The following is a 21503-nucleotide window of genomic DNA, read 5'->3' as shown; positions in this document are numbered from 1 at the left end:
AGGCATGTTCCCAGGCATTACTCACCCGTCCGCCGCTCGTCAGCAAAAGAAGCAAGCTTCTTTCCTGTTACCGCTCGACTTGCATGTGTTAGGCCTGCCGCCAGCGTTCAATCTGAGCCATGATCAAACTCTTCAATTAAAAGTGTTTGCTGCTATAAATAGCGGCTCAATGAAAAACTGTTTTTGTTCATTACCGAAGTAACGAACGAATTGACTGTGCCAAAATAACTTGCGCTATTTTGTATTGGTCACTCAGTATCATTGATAATTCTTTTGTTGACTATCATTTCACGAGTGCCCACACAGATTGCATGGTCAAATTGTTAAAGAACATTAACTCAGCGCAGTGCGCCGTGTTGAGGCTGCGTATATTACCACCGCAAACCCTGCTGTCAACAAGTAAATTGAATTCTTTTTCAAACCCAACCCTTAACTGACAACGCTTGATAATAGAAAACTATTATTTTTGAGGTTTAACTCAAACCAATCAAGCAAGGCGTGCAATTTCTCATTATAACCATCATAAAGTCAAGCTAAAGAGGTCGAGAAGTTTGCGCTGCCATTTAACCAACAAGTTATACACAGTTTGTATATAGCTTACTAAGAAGCCGTCCCTGTTGGTGTGGTCGCAGTATAAGCCCCTCTCACGAGATGGCAATCTATTTCTCTACCGAAAACACCCAACTGGTAGCAGTTAAGACAGGAAGGCAATAAAAAGTACAATCATGCTTAAATGTAAGCACTCAAGGTCAAAATTACATTCAAGGATCACCACACTATGACGACGATAGCGTATTCACGAAGTTATGAGTGTAGTTGAGCGATTCGGTTTTGTATAAGCGAAATGCAAGAGAGATAGGGGAAATACCCTATCTCTTTATATAGAGAGGTAATGCGATTAGCGAAGAAGAGAAACAATAAAGGCAGGGTTCAGTAAATTCTCTCGCTGATAGCCCAGCACCTCTCCCTCTAATGTGAGTACTTGGGCGCCCGCACTTTCTGCGATGCATTGTCCAGCGGCGGTATCCCACATCATTGTCGGACCTAATCGCGGATAATATTGTGCGCGACCTTCTGCGACCAGACAGAACTTCAATGATGAACCCACTTCTGCCATTTTGTGTTCACCCAGCTTTTCGAGAAAGTCACTCAATCCAGTACTAGGGTGCGAACGGCTACCCACGACTGTCGGAACTGTCGCAGGCCTTGTTTTGATATTTTCTTTTCCGGCTTTAGTCACAAGCCACGCGTGTTTACCATTGCCTAGCCAGCTTTTATTCAAAGCAGGCGCATGCACCACCGCCATCACCGGCTTGCCCTGCTCGATTAAGGCGATGTTAACCGTGAACTCGCCATTTTTACGCAAGAATTCTTTGGTGCCGTCAAGCGGGTCCACCAGCCAAAAACGCTCCCAAGATTGTCGAGTTTCCCATGAAGAATGCTCTGACTCTTCCGACAACACGGGGATGTTCGGCGTTAATGCAGCTAAGCCTTCAATAATAATCGCGTTCGCCGCAAGATCAGCGTCTGTCACGGGACTATTGTCAGCTTTCTCTGCAATCTGCACCTGCCCATGGTAGCGATCCATGATCGCTTTCCCAGCACTTATTGCAATTTCATAAATTGCATCAAGTTGACTATCCACGCGTCCACTCCTGTGATCATTCAACAATATGTCGCTTTCTCAGCGACTCTACACACAGATCAACCAATGCATCGACCGTGACATTACCGGCCTGAAGATGAATTTCAGCCGCTTCTGGCTGCTCATATTCCGCATCAATCCCTGTGAAGTGCTTAATTTGACCTGCACGGGCTTTTTTATACAACCCCTTGGGATCACGCTTTTCACATTCTTCCAGCGGGGTATCCACAAAGACTTCCAGAAACTCGCCATCGTCAAGCATATCCCTGACAAGTTGACGCTCATGACGATGCGGTGAAATAAAGGCGCTCAATACAATCAGCCCTGCATCTGACATCAACTTCGCGACTTCTCCGATACGACGGATATTTTCACGACGATCTTCCGCTGAGAATCCCAGATCTTTACACAAGCCATGACGAACATTATCGCCGTCGAGTAAGTACGTGTGATATCCCAAAGCGGATAAGCGTATTTCTAACGCTCCTGCGACGGTTGATTTACCTGCACCGCTCAATCCGGTGAACCACAGTACACACGGCTTTTGTTGTTTTTGTTGTGCACGAAATGCTTTGTCGATTTGGTGTGTATGCCAAACCACATTCTCATCGTTATTTGACTGAACAGCCGTTGTCATAGCCAACTCCATTTGTCTTTAAAATTAAAAAGGAAACAATTGCGGGATGAGTAGCAACACCACCACGGAATACACACACGAAATCGGTAAACCAATCCGCAGATAATCTCTGAGCTGATAGTTCCCCACGCTATACACCAACAAATTGGTTTGATAGCCGTAAGGAGAGATAAAACTGGCACTGGCACCAAACAATATCGCCATGATAAATGGCATGGGATCGACCCCGTAACTCACCGCAAGACTGTACGCGATAGGAAAAGACAAAGCCGCAGCAGCATTATTGGTGACCAACTCCGTCAACACTAACGTCAAGAAATAGACAGCCACAAGTGCCCCGTAGATCCCCCAGCCATCGAAGGCGTGCATCATCATGTCGCCCATTCTTTCTGATAAGCCCGTGGACAACATCAATTGCGCTAAGGATAACGCTGAGCCAACAATCACCACGATATCGACGGGGAAACGACGACGTAACTCAGGGAACGTAATGATCCCCGTCAGGACTAGCACCAACAAATAAGCAGCGAGTCCTTTAATGATAGAAATGTCGCCCAATAACGTTGAGGCAATCACCGCGGCAAAGCCAATCAGGACAGCAATACTCTTTTGGCTGTCTAAGCGCGCACTGGAGTCCAGCCCGTTCACCAGCACAAACTCTCGGTTTAATTGCTGCTTCTTCTGTTCAAACGTCTTGCCCGGTACCACCACCAGCGTATCGCCGGCATGCAGTTCGATATTGCCCAATCCCCCCGCGAGGCGCTCATGGCCACGGCGGATCGCAACGACCACCGCATCAAACCGCTCACGGAAATGAACACTCTTAAGGGTTTTACCGCGTATGCCAGCCGATTGGCTGACGATCACCTCAAGCATCGACTGACCATTGAGGTGATGCTGACCAAATAACGTCAGGCCATTAATTTCCTGTAAGGTCGTGACACTTTCCACGTCCCCACAAAACAATAAGGTATCGCCCGTTTGCAAACGGGTATCCGGACATACTGGTGCCAAGGTTTTACCGTCCCGCAAGATCTCCGCAAGGTATAAACGGCGCAATGCGCGTAGGCCATTCTCAGCCACCGTTTTTCCAGCCAGAGGCGATTGCATATCCACCTTGGCTTCCAAGAAATAAGACAAGTCATCTTGGCCATGCTCATCATGCACGGGCAATAAATAGCTTAGTGGGATCAAAATCAGTAGCCCTACCACCAATACCGCCAATCCAATGGACGTCGGGGCAAAAAATCCCAGACTCGGTAAACCGGCATCTTCCACAAAGCTATTGATGATTAAATTGGTCGATGTACCGATCAGCGTCAGGGTGCCCCCTAAAATAGCCGTATAAGACAAGGGCAACAATAAACGAGAGGGCGCATGACGTTGATTACGCTTTACCGCCCCAATCAGTGACACCACGACAGCGGTGTTGTTTGTAAAAGAAGACAGGAAGGCCGTCGACAACCCCAGCTTGGCGACCACGGTAGATTGGCCTCCTACTGATATTTGTTGCCCGACCCAACTGATCAGACGCGTCTTTTCCAGTGCAATGGAAACAAGGATCAACAATACCAATGTCAGTAATGATGAGTTCGTGAAGTTGCCCGCCAACGTCGGCAGATCAATCAACCCCGCCTGAAAGCCGATAAACGCCGCCCCTGCAAAGAGATAGGCGGGTTTGATCCGTGACGTTAATAGGCATGTCACTATCACCACCAGCATGGTGAGAACGATCCCTTGTTCCCATTGCATCATGCTCACCCCAACAACTTGCTTATATCCTTCGCATCCCAATGCGGGAAGTGCTTACGGATCAGCGCATTTAACTCCACTTCAAATGCCGAAACATCTGAACGTGTTGTGCTTTGTGACGGGGATAAGGCTCCACGGATCATCCCTGCACCAACCGTAACGTTGGTCAGGCGATCAATCACGATAAACCCACCGGTATCTGGACACTGTTGATACGCATCAACAGCAATGGATTCCGTCAGGTTCAACTCGCACAACCCGATGCCATTAAGCGGCAAGTTGTCCACCGCGAACGTCTGCAGGTTATTGATATCCACTTGGTGGCGAACCGCAGTAAAGGAGCCAACCGTTTTTTTGCCCGCGACTTTAATATCGTACTGACGGCCGACTTCTAGCGGCGCTTCCGCCATCCATACCACATCCGCTAATACTTGCTCGCTAAGCGGTACATCGCTATTACCCGGCACTAAGATATCGCCGCGGCTAATATCAATTTCATCCGCCAAAGTTAATGTCACTGCTTGACCGGCGAACGCTGACGGTAAATCCCCATCAAAAGTCACAATGCGCTCAATCGTCGATGTTTTACCTGATGGCAATGCGGTGATCGTGTCACCCACACAGACCGTACCGGCCGCAATTGTGCCCGCAAAACCACGGAAATCGAGATTAGGACGATTCACATACTGAACCGGGAAACGGAACTCACCGGCCTGACGATCACTGCTGATATCCACACTTTCCAACAGTGACAGTAACGACTCACCGTCATACCAGGCCATCTTGTCACTCAAATCGACGACGTTATCGCCTTCAAGCGCCGATAGCGGTACCAGTTTGATATCAATATTGGCATTAAGCTTTTCAGCAAAGGCCAGATATTCATCACGGATAGATTCAAAACGGCCCTGTTCAAATTCCACCAAATCCATCTTGTTCACCGCCACCACAAAATGACGGATCCCAAGCAGGCTAGCGATATACGAATGACGACGGGTTTGATCCAAAACGCCTTTACGGGCATCAATCAAGATCACCGCCACATCACAGGTCGACGCACCAGTCGCCATATTACGGGTGTATTGCTCATGCCCCGGCGTATCGGCAATGATGAATTTACGCGGCTTGGTCGAAAAATAACGGTAAGCCACATCGATGGTGATCCCCTGCTCACGCTCCGCTTGCAGACCATCCACCAATAACGCCAAGTCAGGCTTATCGCCGGTGGTTCCCACTTTCTGGCTATCCGAGTGAATCGCCGCTAACTGATCTTCATAAATTTGATGAGAGTCATGCAACAGACGACCAATCAAGGTACTTTTGCCATCATCGACCGAGCCGCAGGTTAGAAATCGCAACAGAGATTTGTGTTGGTGCTGGTCAAGATAGGCATCAATCCCTAGCTCAGCCACTTGTTGTTCAATTACGCTGTTCATTGTCTCTCCTTAGAAATATCCCTGACGCTTCTTCAACTCCATAGAGCCAGATTGATCATGGTCGATCGCTCGTCCTTGGCGCTCACTGGATGTTGCCACCAGCATTTCTTCAATAATGCCCGGTAAGGTGTCGGCTTCCGATTCAATCGCACCGGTCAATGGATAACAGCCCAACGTTCTGAAACGCACACTCTTGTGCTCAATCTTTTCACCCGGCTGCAATTCCATCCGATCATCGTCCACCATGATCAGCATGCCATCACGCTCTACCACCGGACGAACGGCCGACAGGTACAGCGGCACAATTTCGATTTCTTCTAGCAGGATATACTGCCAAATATCAAGTTCCGTCCAATTGGAGAGCGGGAAGACACGGATGCTCTCGCCTTTATTAATCTGGCCGTTGTAGGTTTTCCACAATTCCGGACGCTGGTTCTTTGGGTCCCAGGTATGGTTCTTATCGCGGAACGAATACACCCGTTCTTTCGCTCGGGATTTTTCTTCATCACGGCGCGCACCACCGAAAGCCGCATCAAAACCGTATTTATCCAACGCCTGCTTCAACCCCTGCGTTTTCATGATATCGGTATGCTTGGATGAACCATGGGTAAACGGTCCTACCCCCATCGCCAAACCTTCAGGGTTTTTGTGTACCAATAACTCAAAACCGTACTTCTCAGCCGCCTGGTCACGGAATGCGATCATTTCGCGGAATTTCCAATCCGTATCGACATGCAATAGTGGAAAAGGAATTTTCCCGGGGTAAAAAGCCTTACGGGCTAAGTGCAACATCACAGATGAATCCTTTCCAATGGAATACATCATGACGGGGTTATCAAATTCTGCCGCAACTTCGCGGATGATGTGGATACTCTCCGCTTCAAGCTGCTTGAGGTGGGTAAGTCGTTTCGGGTCCATTACTCTCTCCATGCTAAGCCAGCTTCACAACGGCAGTCGGCTGACGCGTCGCGCTCTGTAAAGGCTGTTCCTGCTTTCCGAACCAATGTAGTTTTTCTGAAAGGTTGACGACTTCACCGATCACGATCAGTGACGGTGATTCCGCCTGTTGAGCTAATTCTGCTAGGCCATCCAACTGACCTTTAAAGACTTTTTGCGCACGTTGCGTGCCACGTTCAATGATGGCAATTGGGGTGTCAGGGGCGCGCCCATGCTGTATTAACTGTAGTTGAATATCTCGGGAGTTCATAAGCCCCATGTAAATAACAAGGGTTTGATTGCCACGGGCAAGCGTGCGCCAATCTAGCTGTTTTCCATCTGGTTTTAGGTGGCCGGTCACAAACATCGCGGTCTGGGCATAATCACGGTGTGTCAGCGGAATGCCCGCATACGCCGTCGCCCCTGCGGCAGCCGTAATGCCCGGTACCACTTCAAACGGAATGTTACGGTCAAACAAGACTTCTAACTCTTCCCCTCCACGTCCAAAAACAAACGGATCACCGCCTTTTAAGCGCACAACACGCTTGCCCTGCTCGGCATACTGCACAATGAGGCGATTGGTTTCAGACTGCGGCACACTGTGAAAACCCGCTTTCTTACCCACACACACCCATTCGGCATCTCGGCGAACCAAATCCATCACGTCATCCGATACCAGATAGTCGTACAACACCACATCAGCTTGTTGCATCAGCTGTAAAGCGCGCAGTGTCAGCAACCCCGGATCCCCAGGCCCCGCGCCAATCAAGGCGACTTCGCCACGATCTTCCAGACCATTCGACAAGTCTTCCAAGGTTTGCTCGGCTTGTTCATGATTGCCCGCAGCCACCTGTGAAGCAAAACGACCAGAAAAGGCTTGTTCCCAAAAACGGCGGCGTGCAGAGAAGGCGGTGACTTTCTCCGCCAAACGCGAGCGGAAACGGCCAGCGATATCGGCCATGGCACCAAGATGATGAGGGAGCAAAGCTTCAAGCTGTTGGCGAACCAAACGTGCTAACACAGGGGCTTTGCCTGACGAGGACACCGCCACAATGATGGGCGAGCGATCCACAATAGACGGGACGATGAAACTGCAACGCTGGGTATCATCCACCACGTTAACCAGTACCTGACGCTGATTGGCTGACTGATACACAAGGGCATTGAGCGCCTTACGCTCCGTAGCGGCGATAGCTAGAAAGATCCCGTCGAGATCCTCGGGTTGAAAGGTCTCCCCCAAGTAATCGATCTGCTGTTGCGCGATAGCGTGTTGAAATTCTGGAGACAATGTCGATGCAATCACTTTGACATCCGCCCCTGCTTTTAACAGCATGCGGGTTTTACGCCAAGCAATCTCATTGCCTCCCACCACTAAACATGGGCGGCGTTTTAAATCAGCAAATATCGGCAAGTAATCCATCTTTCAGTGCCCCAAAACATCCATCAGTTAGAAACACTATAGAGGCGGGGGGATATTACCTGAAATTCTAAAATTTCATTTTTTATTCCAAAAAGTTCGCGTAAATGGGTTATACCGCAAATACGCCATTTGCTTCCCGATCCTAAAGAAATCACCACGATAGACAGCATTCTGACCTGTTCGTGTCACAGCCTCATCCTCGGGTTAGGCGATTTTTGACTATGCTATGCCTTATTCACCTAGTCCATGGCGACACCGTGGCCACATTTCATGGTGAGATCTCTTGATGTCCCCATCCATCACGCAGAAAAACGAGAGCTAATACACATTACGCTGATCCCATCACGTAATATTGCCCGCACTTTTGTTACCTTATGCACGCTTTCCTGTCCCTATTCATCATGGAGTCAATCATGAAGTTACCCGCGCACCCTTTATCTATCGCGATCCTGGGCGGCCTGCTGACGCTTGCCGGACCGGCGACGGCGGAAACCATTAAACTTCGCATTTTAGAAACCACCGATATCCACACCAATGTGATGGATTACGACTACTACAAAGATAAGCCAACCCTAAAAACCGGTTTGGTGCGTACAGCAACATTGGTCAAAGAAGCGCAAGCAGAAGTGATCAACAGTGTGTTAGTCGATAACGGGGATTTGATCCAAGGTAGCCCGATGGGCGACTACATGGCAGCCAAAGGCCTAAAAGCCGGTGACGTTCACCCGGTGTACAAAGCCATGAACCAGCTTAACTACGATGTGGGTAACCTGGGTAACCACGAATTCAACTACGGCCTCGACTTTTTGAACGCCTCTTTGGCCGGTGCGAACTTCCCTTACGTGAATGCCAACGTGTACGATCTGAAAACCGGTAAGAACCTGTTTACGCCGTACATCATCAAATCACACACCTTCAAAGATACCGACGGTGCTGAGCACGAAGTGAAGATCGGTTACATCGGTTTTGTGCCACCGCAAATCATGGTGTGGGATAAGAAGAACCTAGAAGGCAAAGTCGAAGCCAAAGACATCAAACAAACGGCAGAGAAATTCATTCCACAGATGAAAGCGGAAGGCGCTGACGTGATTGTCGCGATCCCGCACTCTGGCGTATCGTCTGATCCTTACCAGGTGATGGCAGAGAACTCAGTGTACTACCTCACTGAAGTGAAAGGCATCGATGCGATTGCCTTTGGTCACTCTCACGCGGTATTCCCAAGCAAAGCGTTTGCGAATCTGCCAAATACTGACGTAGAGAAAGGCACCATCAATGGCGTGGCCGCTGTGATGCCTGGCCGCTGGGGTGATCACCTGGGCGTGATGGACTTAGTACTGGATAAAGACGGCGACAGCTGGAAAGTAACCGCAGCACAAACCGAAGCACGTCCAATCTTTGATAAGTACAAAGGCAAGCCTCTGGTTGAAGCCGATGCCAAGATGTTGGCCGCACTGCAGGACGATCACAAAGGCACCCGTGAGTTTGTGAACCAACCTATCGGTAAAGCCAGCGATGTGATGTACAGCTTCTTGGCATTGGTACAAGACGATCCAACCGTACAAATTGTTAGCTTAGCGCAGAAAGACTATGTTGAGCGCTTCATTCAGGGCGATCCGGATCTGGATGGCATCCCTGTCTTGTCTGCGGCAGCACCGTTTAAAGCGGGCGGTCGCGGTAACGATCCAACCAACTACACCGAAGTGGAATCGGGTCAGCTGACCTTCCGTAATGCGGCGGACTTGTACCTGTACCCGAACACGCTGGTTGCCATGAAAGTGACCGGTAAAGACGTGAAGGAATGGCTGGAATGTTCTGCAGGACAATTCAACCAAATCGACCTGAACAGCACCGCGCCACAAGGCCTGATCAATTGGGACGGTTTCCGTACGTACAACTTTGATGTGATTGACGGTGTGAACTACAGCATCGACATTTCACAGCCAGCCCGTTACGACGGCGACTGTAAGCTGATCAACAACAAAGCATCACGTATTAACGATTTGACCTTTAACGGTAAGCCGGTTGATCCAAACCAACCATTCATCATCGCGACCAATAACTACCGTGCATACAGCGGCAAATTTGCCGGTACCGGTGAAGCGTTTGTGGCATTTGCCTCTCCGGATGAAAACCGCACCGTGGTAGCCGATTACATCTCTCGCATCAGCAAAGAGAAAGGCCAAGTGGTACCAAGCGCGGATAACAACTGGCACTTCACCCCACTGAAGAGTGATAAGCCACTGACCATCACGTTTGAAACCTCACCAAGTGAGAAAGCCGCACAGTTCATTAAAGAGAAAGGCCAGTACCCAATGAAGCAAATCGGGACTGACAGCGTCGGCTTTGCCCGCTACAGCATCGACCTGCAACAAAAGTAAGCCCTCTTTTCGCTTAATGCCTGCCATGCCGTCGCTCTTGCGACGGCATTTTTTTGGTATGCTGTTTGAAGACGGCTTATCACTCCATTTACCACCCAATAGCCATTACCACGCCATGACGATACATAGAGGGCACCCCATGCAATCGGCCTTTTCGCATTTTCTTCAACAACACGGTGCCGATCAGGCTACCCTTGATCAGGCACTGACCGAAGCCACTTTTCTTGAATTGCCAACCAGGCATATTTTGCTGCATCAAGGCGAACACGTTGAACACGCCTTCTTTCTGGTCGAGGGAATATGTCATGCCTGTTATCTGACTGAAAACGGCCGTCAGTTCAGCAAAGAGTTTTACTGGGAACAAGAAATGCTGATTGGATTTGAAAGCCTGACCACGGATGCCCCGTCCCCATTTTTGCTGGAAACCCTGTCAGCCAGTCAATTGGTTGCCATTCCCCTGTCGGTGATCAAACAGTGGCGCGCACAGCATCACCCGTTGTATCTACACCTGCTAGAACGCCAACTGCAATTTAAAGAGCATAAAGAACGTTTCATGATACTGCATTCCCCCGAGGAACGTTTCACGCTGTTCTGTGAACACTTTCCTGAGCTGTGCCAGCGCATTAACGATCAACAAATGGCGTCTTATCTGGGGATCACCGCCACCAGCTTAAGTCGGATCCGCAAGCGTCTGTCATTGCCGTAATTACGACACCGTGATTGCTGCGCCACGCTTTCTGGCCTGAAATTGCCTTTTGTAAAGGCCTGCAAGGTTAAACCCCATTATACTGAGCCGCAGTCCCGCTCTTGATATCAAGGAACCCTCATGCAGTGGCAATGCCTGCACTTTGAACAACTCTCCGTCCATCAGCTTTATGATCTGATGAAGCTACGCAGTGATGTGTTTGTCGTCGAACAAACCTGTGTCTATCCGGATCTGGATAACCATGACCGTCATACCGGTACCCTGCACCTACTGGGCTACCAAGATGACCAACTGGTGGCGTACCTGCGCCTGTTACCGGCCGGCGTCACCTATGATCACATCAGCATTGGCCGTGTTGCCACCGCGCAAGATGCACGAGCACAAGGGTTGGGCCACCAATTGCTGACCCAAGGCTTACAAGAAGCGGAACGAGCATGGCCAGGACAAGCCATTGAGATCGGTGCGCAATCGCACTTGCAGCACTATTATGGTCGTTACGGGTTTATCGCATGCTCTGAGGAATACTTGGAAGACGGCATCCCCCATATTGATATGTGCCTGAACAAATCAGCCTAAACCGCAGACACAAAAAAGCCACCGCTAGGTGGCTTTTTACATTCGCATGATCAACATGCCAATATTCGAAACAGAATCTGCTTACTGACGCGAACGCACAAACTTACCGTCGGCATTGCGCGAGAACCCTACCGATTCATCGCCCTCTTTTGCTTCAATCAATAGCGCCTCAAGCTGACCATCACCGGTTTGGCGATACAACAGCCATTGCCCCGGCTTGATTTGGCTCAAGGGCTGATCTTTTCCTTCAATCGCGGCCACTGCGTACAGGTCGGCCAACGGCAACGATTTATCTCGGAAGATATTCGCTAAGGTTTCACCCGGTTTCACCTGATAACGCTGCCACGCATCACGTGAGGTGTCTGCTCGTGATGAATCCGTCCGTGCCGGCTTCGGCGCAGGTTTCACCGCTGGCTTTTCGGCCACAGGATCAAGCGGGATCACCCTTGACTCGCGAGGTAAACGAATAGGACGCTCAGGCGATGCTGGCTCCCCGCGCTCCCCGAGCGTAACCGGTTCAGGTCGCGTATCGATATCCAACGCCAGTTCACGACGGATCGGCCCATCATCCTGCAATGCCGGAGGCGTGCTCGGCAGTAACAACAGTATTGCCACCACCGGGGTCAATACCATCAAAGCACGACGATGAAACGTCGGTAATCCCTGCCAACGGGCGCGTAATGCCGCCGTCCGTTGCTGGCAAGCTGCTTTAGCGTTTGCCAACATGGCCTTATCAAAGGCGATACGGGGCCATGAAAACTCACTTTGCTTCTTTGAACGGCGTTTGGCCTGTCCCATACTCACTCTCCAGCGCTTCCAAATCACGCTATCAATCGACAGCTTGTTACAATGGTTTACCCTCGGGGGGAGAAACTGTTATCCTGCTTGCTTTATTTACTCTACCAAAGAGATGACACCATGTCTGACGTAAAATTAGATACAGTCGAAACTAAAGCAAGCTACGGTATCGGCCTTCAAATGGGCCAGCAGCTAGCACAAAGCGGCCTAGAAGGTCTAAATGTTGCTGCTATCGCTAAAGGTATCGCGACTTCTCTAGCTGGCGACATGCCAGAAATCGCCGTTGATGACATCAACGACGCACTGCGTGAACTACACACTCAAGCAGATGCAGCTCGTCAAGAGCAAGCGAAAGAAGCGGCTGCTGAAGGCGAAGCGTTCCTACAAGATAACGCACAACGTCCTGAAGTGACAGTGACTGAATCTGGCCTACAGTTTGAAGTACTGGTTGAAGGCAACGGTGAAATCCCAACTGCAGACAAGCAAGTACGTGTTCACTACCACGGCGAGCTAACTGACGGTACGGTATTTGACAGCTCTGTGTCTCGCGGCCAGCCAGCTGAGTTCCCAGTAACAGGCGTGATCAAAGGTTGGGTTGAAGCCCTGCAAATGATGCCTGTGGGTTCTAAGTGGAAACTGTACATCCCTCAAGATCTTGCATACGGTGAGCGCGGCGCAGGTGCTGCTATCCCTCCGTACGCAGCGCTTGTGTTTGAAGTAGAACTTCTAGACATCCTGTAAGTCAGACGACTTACCGACAAAAACGGTGCCTCGGCGCCGTTTTTTTATACCCGTACTTTCTGCATGCTCCGCTTATCCTACCCAATTTGCCTGCTGACGTTACCCTTATTTATCTCTTCATCATTTTTTTGCACATTAATTTGGCATCTCAGCCACATTCCTGACTAGGCTTATTTACAGCACACACATTGTGTTGCGTTCCGTTCATTCCATCACAAGGAGAACAGTGATGACATACACTCGTTCACACACCCCGTTCTGGTCAACGCTGCTGGTTATGCTTAGCCTGCTCATTCCAACCACTGCATCCGCATTCAGTTTGTCGGATCTGTTTGGCGGCGGCGACGATGAAAAAGCAGAAGCCATTCAAAATAACCCGCTGACCAATGCCCTCACAGAACAACTGGGGATCTCCCCCGAACAAGCCGCGGGCGGTGCGGGTGCCCTCTTGTCTATCGCGTCCAGTCAACTGGGTGGCGATCAAGCCTCAGAGTTAGCGAAGATGATCCCAGGGGCTGATGCGCTAACAGGCAATCTACCTGCCGGTGTCAGTAGCCTGCTCGGCAACATGGATACCATCAATCAGGTCTTTTCAGCCTTGGGGATGGACGCCAGCATGGTGAGCAAATTCGTCCCCGTGGTCATGCAATTCCTTGGCGATCAAGGCGCCAGTGCCGGGTTACTCGATAGTCTGGGTAAAGCATGGATGCAACCACAAGGTGAAGGCGTGCCCGCACCTGACGCAGAATAATCACGCGCAGCACATTACCGCCACAGCCTGATTGCTCTGTCAGACACACGTTAAAATCCGTCACTGACGAAAGAAAACACATAAAAAAAGCCTTACTGACCATACAGTAAGGCTTTTTTATCATGATGACCGTCCGTCTATCAGAAATCGACCATTCAGATACCGGAGCCGTCCGCTTCAGCATCGTCTTCGTGTAAACCACATTCACGCTTCAGACCGAAGAAACGGGTCTCTTCCTCTTTCATGCCTGGCTCCCATTTTTTCGTGGTATGGGTATCTCCCACCGAACGGTAACCTTGCTCTTTAAGAGGATGATAAGGCAGCGCATGGGTCGCTAAATACCGTTCGATATCTTGGTTGCTCCAATCAATCAACGGCAAAAACTTAAACAACCCATTTTGAATCGCCAGCACCGGCAACGACGCGCGCGTATCCGATTGTTCACGGCGCAAGCCAGAGAACCACGTCGTCACGTTCAGCTCATCCAATGCCCGTCGCATCGGCTCCACCTTGTTAATCCGGTTGTATTGCTTGATCCCCTCTAAACCCTGCGTCCACAACTCGCCATAGCGCGCTTCCTGCCATGCGGCACTCTGTTCTGCGCGGTACACGTGCAGATTCAGATTCAGCTGGCGGGTTAAGCTATCAATAAACTGATAGGTTTCAGCAAACAGATACCCGGTGTCGGTCACAATCACCGGGATCGACGGATCTTCTTGTGTCACCAAGTGCAGCATCACGGCTGATTGCACCCCAAAACTGGACGCCAACGCAAATTGCCCCGGCAAGTGTTTCAGCGCCCATGCCACCCGCTGTTGTGCGGTCATGGCCTCCAATTCGGCGTTAATCGCGGCTAACTGAAGGATTTGTTCCACTTTGCTTTGTTGCAGGAGTTGTGAAAAGTCCACATCAGGCATAGAAATCCCTCTTCGACACGTCGACTGGCGCAATAATGCCAACACGAATGGTGAAATCACCAAACCCTTCACCGGCTTCACGCTCATTCGCCCAACGCTCAACCAGTTGATCAATCTCTTGCAGGATTTGATCCACGGTAATGTTCTCTCGGTGCATCTTCGGCACACGGGTTCCGTTACGGTTGCCACCAAGGTGGAAGTTGTAACGTCCCGGCGCTTTACCCACCAAGCCGATTTCCGCCAACATCGCGCGCCCACAGCCATTCGGACAGCCTGTAATGCGCAAAATGATGTTGTCGTCTTCCGGCAAACCGTGCTTTTTCAAGATGTTCTCAACATCGGTGACAAAACTCGGCAAGAAACGCTCTGCTTCCGCCATCGCCAGTGGACACGTCGGTAGCGACACACAGGCCATGGAGTTTTTACGCTGCTCGCTGACCCCATCATCGATCAAGCCATGATCGCGCGCGATCTTTTCGATCGTCGCTTTTTCTGCACTCGGCACCCCGGCTACAATCAGGTTTTGGTTCGCCGTCATGCGGAAATCACCTTGGTGGATCTTGGCGATTTCAGCCACACCGGTTTTCAGTGCCTTATCGGGGTAATCCAGCAAACGGCCATTTTCAATGAACAACGCCAAATGGTGTTTACCATCAATACCGTCTACCCAGCCAATGCGGTCACCCCGATCCGTGAATTCATACGGGCGGCTTGGTGCAAAAGCAATGCCTGCGCGTTTTTCCACTTCGGCTTTAAACACATCGCTACCAACGCGATCTAAGGTGTACTTGGTTTTGGCGTTTTTACGGTTAGAACGGTTGCCCCAATCGCGCTGTGTGGTCACCACGGCGGCAGCCACATCGAGCGTTTTGTTCAGCGGCACATAGCCAAAATCATCGGCACGACGCGGGTACGTCGACTTGTCCCCGTGCGTCATGGCTAAGCCGCCACCGACCAACACGTTAAAGCCCACCAGCTTGCCGTCTTCCGCAATCGCGATAAAGTTCAAATCGTTAGCGTGCACATCCACATCATTCTGCGGCGGGATCACCACCGTTGTTTTGAATTTACGGGGTAAGTAGTTACTCCCTAAAATCGGCTCTTCATCGGTGGTTTCCAGCTTTTCTCCGTCCAGCCAGATCTCGGCATACGCACGGGTTTTCGGTAGCAAGTGCTCACTGATCTTGGTGGCCCATTCGTAGGCTTCCTGATGCAATTCTGACTCCACCGGGTTGGTGGTACACAGTACGTTACGGTTCACATCCCCCGCCGTGGCAATAGAATCAATCCCAATTTGATTCAGGGTTTGGTGCATCAGCTTAATGTTTGGCTTGAGCACGCCGTGAAACTGGAAGGTTTGGCGCGTCGTTAAACGGATGCTGCCGTACATCGTGTGCTCTTCAGCAAACTTGTCGATGGCCAACCATTGGGTCGGGGTGATCACCCCACCCGGCATACGGGCACGCAGCATCACATTGTGCAGCGGCTCCAGTTTCTGCTTAGCACGCTCGGCGCGGATATCACGGTCATCCTGCTGGTACATACCGTGGAAACGGATCAACTGGAAGTTATCCGCAGTAAAACCACCGGTGATCCGATCGTCCAAATCCGTTTCAATGGTGCCGCGTAAGAAGTTACTTTCGCGCTTCAGGCGCTCGTTATCTGATAATTTTTGTTCGCTCATTAGTACACATCCTTTTGATAACGCTTACTCTTACGCAATTCATTCAAGTATTGCTCCGCCTGCTCACGCGAGTGCTGACCTTGTTGCTCAGCAATAGTAATCAACGCGTCATGGACATCCTTGGCCATACGGTTTGCATCACCACACACATACACGTGTGCGCCCGCTTGCAGCCACTGCCACACTTCTGCAGCATGCTCAAGCAAGCGGTGTTGTACGTAGACTTTCTCTACCTGATCACGGCTAAAGGCGACATCTAAACGGTGAACAATGCCGCTCTTGAGGTACTTCTGCCACTCTACCTGATAGAGGAAATCATCAGTAAAGGTACGATCACCAAAGAACAACCAGTTCTTACCTTCCGCTTCACGGTTATCACGTTCCTGCACAAAGGCACGGAACGGCGCGATCCCGGTCCCCGGGCCAATCATGATCACCGGCGTGTTATCATCGGCAGGCAGTTTGAAGTGGTTATTGGCTTCCACGAACACCTTCACGGTGTCGCCTTCTTCCAGACGCTGGGCTAAATAACTCGATGCCCCGCCCTGGCGGGTTTCATCCCCCTTGTCGTATTCCACTAACCCCACGGTCAGGTGCACTTCTTCCCCAACTTCTTCTTGGCTCGACGCGATAGAGTACAAACGGGGCGTTAAACGGCGTAGCAAACCCACCAATTGTTCAGCGCTCAGGGCAGTTTTCTTCTCACCCAGTACATCAAGCACTTGGGTATTGGCAGCGTACTCGCGCAACTTGTCTTTTTCGTCCACCAGCTTGGCCAGCTTTTTGCTGCCGGACAGCTCCGCATAGCGGGTGACTAACTGAGGATTGGCGGCGGTAATTTCATAGTCATGGGTCAACGCCTGCAGCAGGGTGACAGACTGGCCATCCACCTCAACGGTCTCCTCACCGTTCAAACCGGCTTTGGCGATAATCGCGGCGGCCAACGTGGCATCGTTGTCATACCACACCCCTAGCGCATCGCCAGGCTGATACGTCAGGCCCGAGCCTTCCAAATCGATTTCCACATGACGGACATCTTTGCCCGAATCACGGCCGGTGATTTTCTGACTCACCAGTAATGAGGCAGCAAACGGGCTTTGTTTGTTATACGCCGATGGCGCTGCTGCCGCTTGCCCGACCGGTAATTGCACCACTTGGGCGTCGGCTTTTACCAACGTCTCTTTCACTTTGTCCAATGCCTGCTGGCGCCAAGTGGCGGCCGGGGCATCGTAGTCCACATCACAGTCCAGACGGTCCAGCATCGGCTTGGCACCGAGTTTGGAGAGGTAAGCATCAAAGTCTTTGGCGGTTTGACAGAAAAACTCGTAACTGGAGTCCCCCAAACCAATCACGGCGTATTCAAGGTTCGGCAGTTTCGGGGCTTTTTTCGATTGTAAGAATTCATGCAGTTCGATGGCATCATCTGGGGCTTCCCCTTCTCCGTGGGTCGACGCGATGATGATGACATGGGTTTCTTTGGCGAGATTTTTGCCTTTGTAGTCACCGGCAGCAAACAGCTCCACGGCGATCCCAGCGGCATCGGCTTCTTCTTTAAGGGCTTGGGCGACCCCTTTGGCATTCCCCGTTTGAGAGGCATAAATAATGCTCAGTTTACCGGCTGGCTGGCTCGCGACAGCGGCCACGGGTAAACTGGCGGGTTGCGCTTCACCCGCCACTGATGTTTGGCTGAGTCCCCAAAAATATCCACTGATCCACGCCAACTGTTGTGGCGAAAGCTCGCTGGCGGCTTGCTGAAGTTGATCCAGTTTTTGATCATTCAGTGGGCTGGCCAGAGCTGAAAGTTCCTTTAGTAACATGACACGACGATCCCTATACATTGCGTAGGGTTAGATTAGCCACTCAAGGAAATAACAAGAAAGAATAGATAAGAATGTTTTATAACTTTTTGGAAGGATAACCGTGACGGCGAAGGGCTGCTCCCTTCGCCTTCGCACAGTCGTAGGGTCAGAATGTATCGGCAATACGGACTTGATGAAAGCCCACTTCAAACGCTCTTTCAGTAGCCGTGTCGATGTCGTGATAACACTTTTCACTGCCAGAACCGTCAGTCAGCGGAACAAAGCCCCCGCGACGATGGCGAAACTCGACGATCCAACCATTGGCTTGAATCGACGGCTCGATAACGGCCTCCACGATATCACTGTTACTGTAGAGGTGCTGCAATTCAGTTAATGTCATATGCCCACTTCCTTACTGCATAACCTTCTATAAAAATGGTACACAATCGGGAAAACAGGCAACAAAAAAGCCACGAAGATTCGTGGCTTTCAGCAGGTTCACTGATATTTCTTTCGCGAAATAACGCTTAGAAATCCAGCTCAACGCCCGCAAACCAACCGTCAGCGTAGAACTGACCGGCGCTGTTGCGAACGAAATCGAAATCGTAGTCCATCACACGGTAGCCCGCGCGCATGTTCAGATCCAGTGCCACCAATGGAATGCTCCATTTCACACCCGCTTGACCGTCTACCGTGCTTGAACCGTCGAAGCTGCCGAAGTTCACATCACCGAACACTGACAACGGTGTCATTGGGATACCCAACTCAACGTTACCGTATACGTTTGGTAGCCACTCATCGAATGACTCGGTGCCAAACTCGCCAGAGCTGAACTGGCTCAAGGTCACACCGACATCCAATGCAATCGCATCGTTATCCAGGATTTCGTAGTACGCCGTGAAATCCGTTTGACCGAATGCCACATTGCCGTTGTCCACATCAGTGTAACGGATACGTGCATTAGGGATCAGGGGAATGAAGTGCTCTAACGCCACGTAGTAAGAGCCTGACGTGTTGCTGTCGTCAGATGCACGAACATCGTTAACTTTCGCATCGGTAAACCACGCATCAGCGCCGGCTTTAACCCCTAAAAGAACAGCAGCTTGCGCAGGAAGCGCCGCTGATAACGCGACAGCGGCTGCAACCGCAGATAGCGCTAATTTTTTCATCTCGAGTCTCCGCTCTTTATTGGTATAGGTAAACGGCGCAGACTATACCAGATGCTGTTCAAGAAAACCGCATTTCCATTAGGTATTAGATACTTCTATCAACATACGTAAACCTACAACGTCGAACGCGGAAGTAGGATCACGCCTACGCTATCACCATAGACTCTCCGTATTCGCCCATACTTAATAACGACGTCCCGCACGCTCTTCTTTGCGGCTACGGTACAACCAGACCACAACGGCAATCAGGATCAACCACGGCAACAGCTTAAACACCATCCCAATCATCCCTGCCACCGCCATCGCCACAAAGCCGACCGCAACGGCCAAGGCCATACCCATGATACTGATACCGGTAAAAAACAGGACGCCTGCAAACGCCAATAAAAACAGTAATTCGATCATTGTTATTCTCCTTTTTCATCTTGATAAAAGATAAAGCACAAATCAGACCAACTTAACAAAAAACGGTTAAATCATTACTTTTCAGTGTATTAACAAACATACATTTACGCTTACCCGTTCAGCACGCGAGTTCACATGGTTGTTTTCGCCAATACATTGGTGAAAAACGCTAACATAACCACACGTCACGCTATCAACGTATAAGGCACATCAAAGGCACGTTCAATCGCTATCGACCACTCTACAGATACAAAAAAACGATGACCATGGCCATCGTTTTTCGATACAGAAAGCGTGCTTTCACCCGCGTCAAACGCCGTATAGCGTATTACACGTCAAGGTGTGCAGGGATCTTCGCCAGTGCTTGCTCTAGCACTTCAATACCCGAGCCCGGCTTGTGGGCGTTTTCGCTGATATGACGACGCCACTGACGCGCACCCGGCATATTTTGGAACAAACCCAGCATATGACGTGTTACGTGGTTCAAGTATGAACCTTCAGACAGCTGACGCTCAATGTACGGGTACATGGCTTCTACGATTTCACGGCGTTTTTTCACCGGATCGCTGCTACCAAATAAACGCTGGTCAATCTCAGCCAACAAATACGGGTTCTGGTACGCTTCACGGCCGACCATCACGCCATCCATATGCTGTAGATGCGCTTCGATCTCTTCCATGGTTTTCACCCCACCGTTAAGGGCCATCGTCAGGTGTGGGAAGTCACGCTTTAATTGATACACACGCGGGTAATCCAACGGTGGGATCTCGCGGTTTTCTTTCGGGCTAAGGCCACTCAACCACGCTTTACGGGCGTGAATAGTAAAATCTTTACAGCCGCCTTTCTCACTCACAATACCAATGAAGTCAGTCAAAAATTCATACGAATCTTGATCATCAATACCGATACGGGTTTTTACCGATACCGGAATGTCCACCACTTCACGCATCGCCGCCACACCTTGCGCCACCAACTCCGCTTCACCCATTAAGCAGGCACCAAAACGGCCGTTCTGCACACGATCAGACGGGCAACCCACGTTGATGTTGACCTCATCGTAGCCACGATCTTGCGCCAGCTTGGCACAACGGGCCAAATCCGCCGGGTTAGAGCCACCCAATTGCAGCACTAACGGATGTTCTTCTTCGTTATAGGCCAAGTAGTCGCCTTTACCGTGAATGATGGCACCCGTGGTCACCATTTCGGTATACAGCTGCGTATGCCCCGTCATTAAACGGTGGAAATAACGGCAATGACGATCGGTCCAATCGAGCATCGGCGCGATGGAGAAACGACACGCAGGGTACTCTCCTGCCTGAGTTTGCTCATTCGTTGTGTGTTCGTGCAATACAACAGCGCTATCTGTCATCGGAAAACCTCGTTATTGGCCTACTCAGCCGATTTACTTATTTGTTCGTTGGGGTCATTCGTTCATCTGGCACCGCATTGCGCCTGAAAAATGCGCAAGTAAGGACAATATGTCATCGGGCCGAACAACAAAGAGAGCGGATTCTACCTTATTCACTCGCCAAGCCCAACTAGCACGTATTCTGGCATCGGAAACGAGAGCGCGCGGATCACGGGCGCCTCTCTCGCAAAACAGGGCACAACAAACTCGATAAAACAACCCGATATCTCGACATCATAAAGAACATAACAAACCAAAAGAAATGCAAATTAAATAAAACAAAATCAACAGGTTAAAGAACGCAAAAACAAACATGTACAGCAAAAATAGCTTTAGGACACCAAC

Annotated in this window: 19 protein-coding genes and 1 rRNA gene; 5 read left to right on the top strand and 15 right to left on the bottom strand. The window is 50.4% G+C overall.

Annotation, left to right across the window (positions count from 1 at the left end; translation table 11 throughout):
* The 7 genes from L4C36_RS20875 to cysG form a co-directional block, all read right to left on the bottom strand.
* Positions 1–139, bottom strand: a 16S ribosomal RNA gene (locus L4C36_RS20875); the annotation flags it as partial.
* Between the two features lie 759 nt (positions 140–898).
* Positions 899–1645, bottom strand: coding sequence for a 3'(2'),5'-bisphosphate nucleotidase CysQ (gene cysQ / locus L4C36_RS20870; protein ID WP_428479729.1), 747 nt, complete (start codon positions 1643–1645; stop codon positions 899–901).
* Positions 1646–1661: 16 nt separating this feature from the next.
* Complete coding sequence (cysC, locus tag L4C36_RS20865) at positions 1662–2282, bottom strand: adenylyl-sulfate kinase (RefSeq protein ID WP_428479728.1); 621 nt, start codon at positions 2280–2282, stop codon at positions 1662–1664.
* Between the two features lie 24 nt (positions 2283–2306).
* On the bottom strand, positions 2307–4034 hold the full coding sequence (locus L4C36_RS20860; protein ID WP_428479730.1) for an SLC13 family permease: 1728 nt from the start codon (positions 4032–4034) through the stop codon (positions 2307–2309).
* Positions 4035–4039: 5 nt separating this feature from the next.
* Positions 4040–5470 (bottom strand): sulfate adenylyltransferase subunit CysN, encoded by a 1431-nt coding sequence (cysN, locus tag L4C36_RS20855; protein WP_428479727.1) that lies wholly within the window; start codon positions 5468–5470, stop codon positions 4040–4042.
* A 9-nt stretch (positions 5471–5479) separates the two neighbouring features.
* Positions 5480–6388 (bottom strand): sulfate adenylyltransferase subunit CysD, encoded by a 909-nt coding sequence (gene cysD / locus L4C36_RS20850; RefSeq protein ID WP_428479726.1) that lies wholly within the window; start codon positions 6386–6388, stop codon positions 5480–5482.
* 13 nt (positions 6389–6401) lie between these two features.
* Positions 6402–7826: a siroheme synthase CysG gene (gene cysG / locus L4C36_RS20845; RefSeq protein WP_428479725.1), complete on the bottom strand. Its 1425-nt coding sequence runs from the start codon at positions 7824–7826 to the stop codon at positions 6402–6404.
* 413 nt (positions 7827–8239) lie between these two features.
* Between cysG and L4C36_RS20840 the strand changes: the two genes are divergently transcribed.
* From L4C36_RS20840 to L4C36_RS20830, 3 genes are all read left to right on the top strand, one after another.
* Positions 8240–10204 carry a bifunctional 2',3'-cyclic-nucleotide 2'-phosphodiesterase/3'-nucleotidase gene (locus tag L4C36_RS20840; protein ID WP_428479724.1) on the top strand — a complete coding sequence of 655 codons (1965 nt, stop codon included), beginning with the start codon at positions 8240–8242 and terminating at the stop codon, positions 10202–10204.
* A gap of 139 nt (positions 10205–10343) precedes the next feature.
* On the top strand, positions 10344–10910 hold the full coding sequence (locus L4C36_RS20835) for a Crp/Fnr family transcriptional regulator (RefSeq protein ID WP_428479723.1): 567 nt from the start codon (positions 10344–10346) through the stop codon (positions 10908–10910).
* Between the two features lie 120 nt (positions 10911–11030).
* Complete coding sequence (locus tag L4C36_RS20830) at positions 11031–11486, top strand: GNAT family N-acetyltransferase (protein ID WP_428479722.1); 456 nt, start codon at positions 11031–11033, stop codon at positions 11484–11486.
* An 81-nt stretch (positions 11487–11567) separates the two neighbouring features.
* Here the strand turns inward: L4C36_RS20830 and L4C36_RS20825 are convergent, their stop codons facing one another.
* Positions 11568–12284, bottom strand: coding sequence for a LysM-like peptidoglycan-binding domain-containing protein (locus tag L4C36_RS20825; RefSeq protein WP_428479721.1), 717 nt, complete (start codon positions 12282–12284; stop codon positions 11568–11570).
* Between the two features lie 120 nt (positions 12285–12404).
* Here L4C36_RS20825 and bamJ point away from each other — a divergent pair, with 120 nt between their 5' ends.
* Positions 12405–13025: a BamJ family beta-barrel-assembly machinery protein gene (gene bamJ / locus L4C36_RS20820; protein WP_428479720.1), complete on the top strand. Its 621-nt coding sequence runs from the start codon at positions 12405–12407 to the stop codon at positions 13023–13025.
* Between the two features lie 229 nt (positions 13026–13254).
* The gene (locus L4C36_RS20815; protein ID WP_428479719.1) at positions 13255–13776 is read left to right on the top strand and encodes a DUF2780 domain-containing protein; all 522 of its coding nucleotides are present in this window, start codon (positions 13255–13257) and stop codon (positions 13774–13776) included.
* A gap of 155 nt (positions 13777–13931) precedes the next feature.
* Here L4C36_RS20815 and L4C36_RS20810 read toward each other — a convergent pair whose 3' ends face one another.
* The 7 genes from L4C36_RS20810 to dusA all read right to left on the bottom strand — a co-directional run bounded on the left by L4C36_RS20810 (position 13932) and on the right by dusA (position 21119).
* Complete coding sequence (locus L4C36_RS20810; RefSeq protein ID WP_428479718.1) at positions 13932–14693, bottom strand: phosphoadenylyl-sulfate reductase; 762 nt, start codon at positions 14691–14693, stop codon at positions 13932–13934.
* Positions 14686–16377: an assimilatory sulfite reductase (NADPH) hemoprotein subunit gene (gene cysI, locus L4C36_RS20805; RefSeq protein ID WP_428479717.1), complete on the bottom strand. Its 1692-nt coding sequence runs from the start codon at positions 16375–16377 to the stop codon at positions 14686–14688. The genes L4C36_RS20810 and cysI overlap by 8 nt, the downstream gene beginning before the upstream one ends.
* Positions 16377–18194 carry an assimilatory sulfite reductase (NADPH) flavoprotein subunit gene (locus L4C36_RS20800; protein WP_428479716.1) on the bottom strand — a complete coding sequence of 606 codons (1818 nt, stop codon included), beginning with the start codon at positions 18192–18194 and terminating at the stop codon, positions 16377–16379. Before L4C36_RS20800 ends, cysI begins: the two co-directional genes overlap by 1 nt.
* 148 nt (positions 18195–18342) lie before the next feature.
* Positions 18343–18576 (bottom strand): thymidylate kinase, encoded by a 234-nt coding sequence (locus L4C36_RS20795; protein ID WP_428479715.1) that lies wholly within the window; start codon positions 18574–18576, stop codon positions 18343–18345.
* Positions 18577–18703: 127 nt separating this feature from the next.
* A complete protein-coding gene (locus tag L4C36_RS20790) occupies positions 18704–19345 on the bottom strand; it encodes a TIGR04219 family outer membrane beta-barrel protein (RefSeq protein ID WP_428479714.1) in 642 nt (213 codons plus the stop codon).
* Between the two features lie 183 nt (positions 19346–19528).
* The gene (pspG, locus tag L4C36_RS20785; RefSeq protein WP_428479713.1) at positions 19529–19750 is read right to left on the bottom strand and encodes an envelope stress response protein PspG; all 222 of its coding nucleotides are present in this window, start codon (positions 19748–19750) and stop codon (positions 19529–19531) included.
* Between the two features lie 328 nt (positions 19751–20078).
* Positions 20079–21119 carry a tRNA dihydrouridine(20/20a) synthase DusA gene (gene dusA / locus L4C36_RS20780; RefSeq protein WP_428479712.1) on the bottom strand — a complete coding sequence of 347 codons (1041 nt, stop codon included), beginning with the start codon at positions 21117–21119 and terminating at the stop codon, positions 20079–20081.
* Positions 21120–21503 lie beyond the last annotated feature (384 nt).

It is taken from the genome of Photobacterium japonica, assembly GCF_050337005.1.
GTDB lineage: Bacteria > Pseudomonadota > Gammaproteobacteria > Enterobacterales > Vibrionaceae > Photobacterium > Photobacterium japonica.
This window is presented reverse-complemented; position numbering and strand designations above follow the sequence as displayed.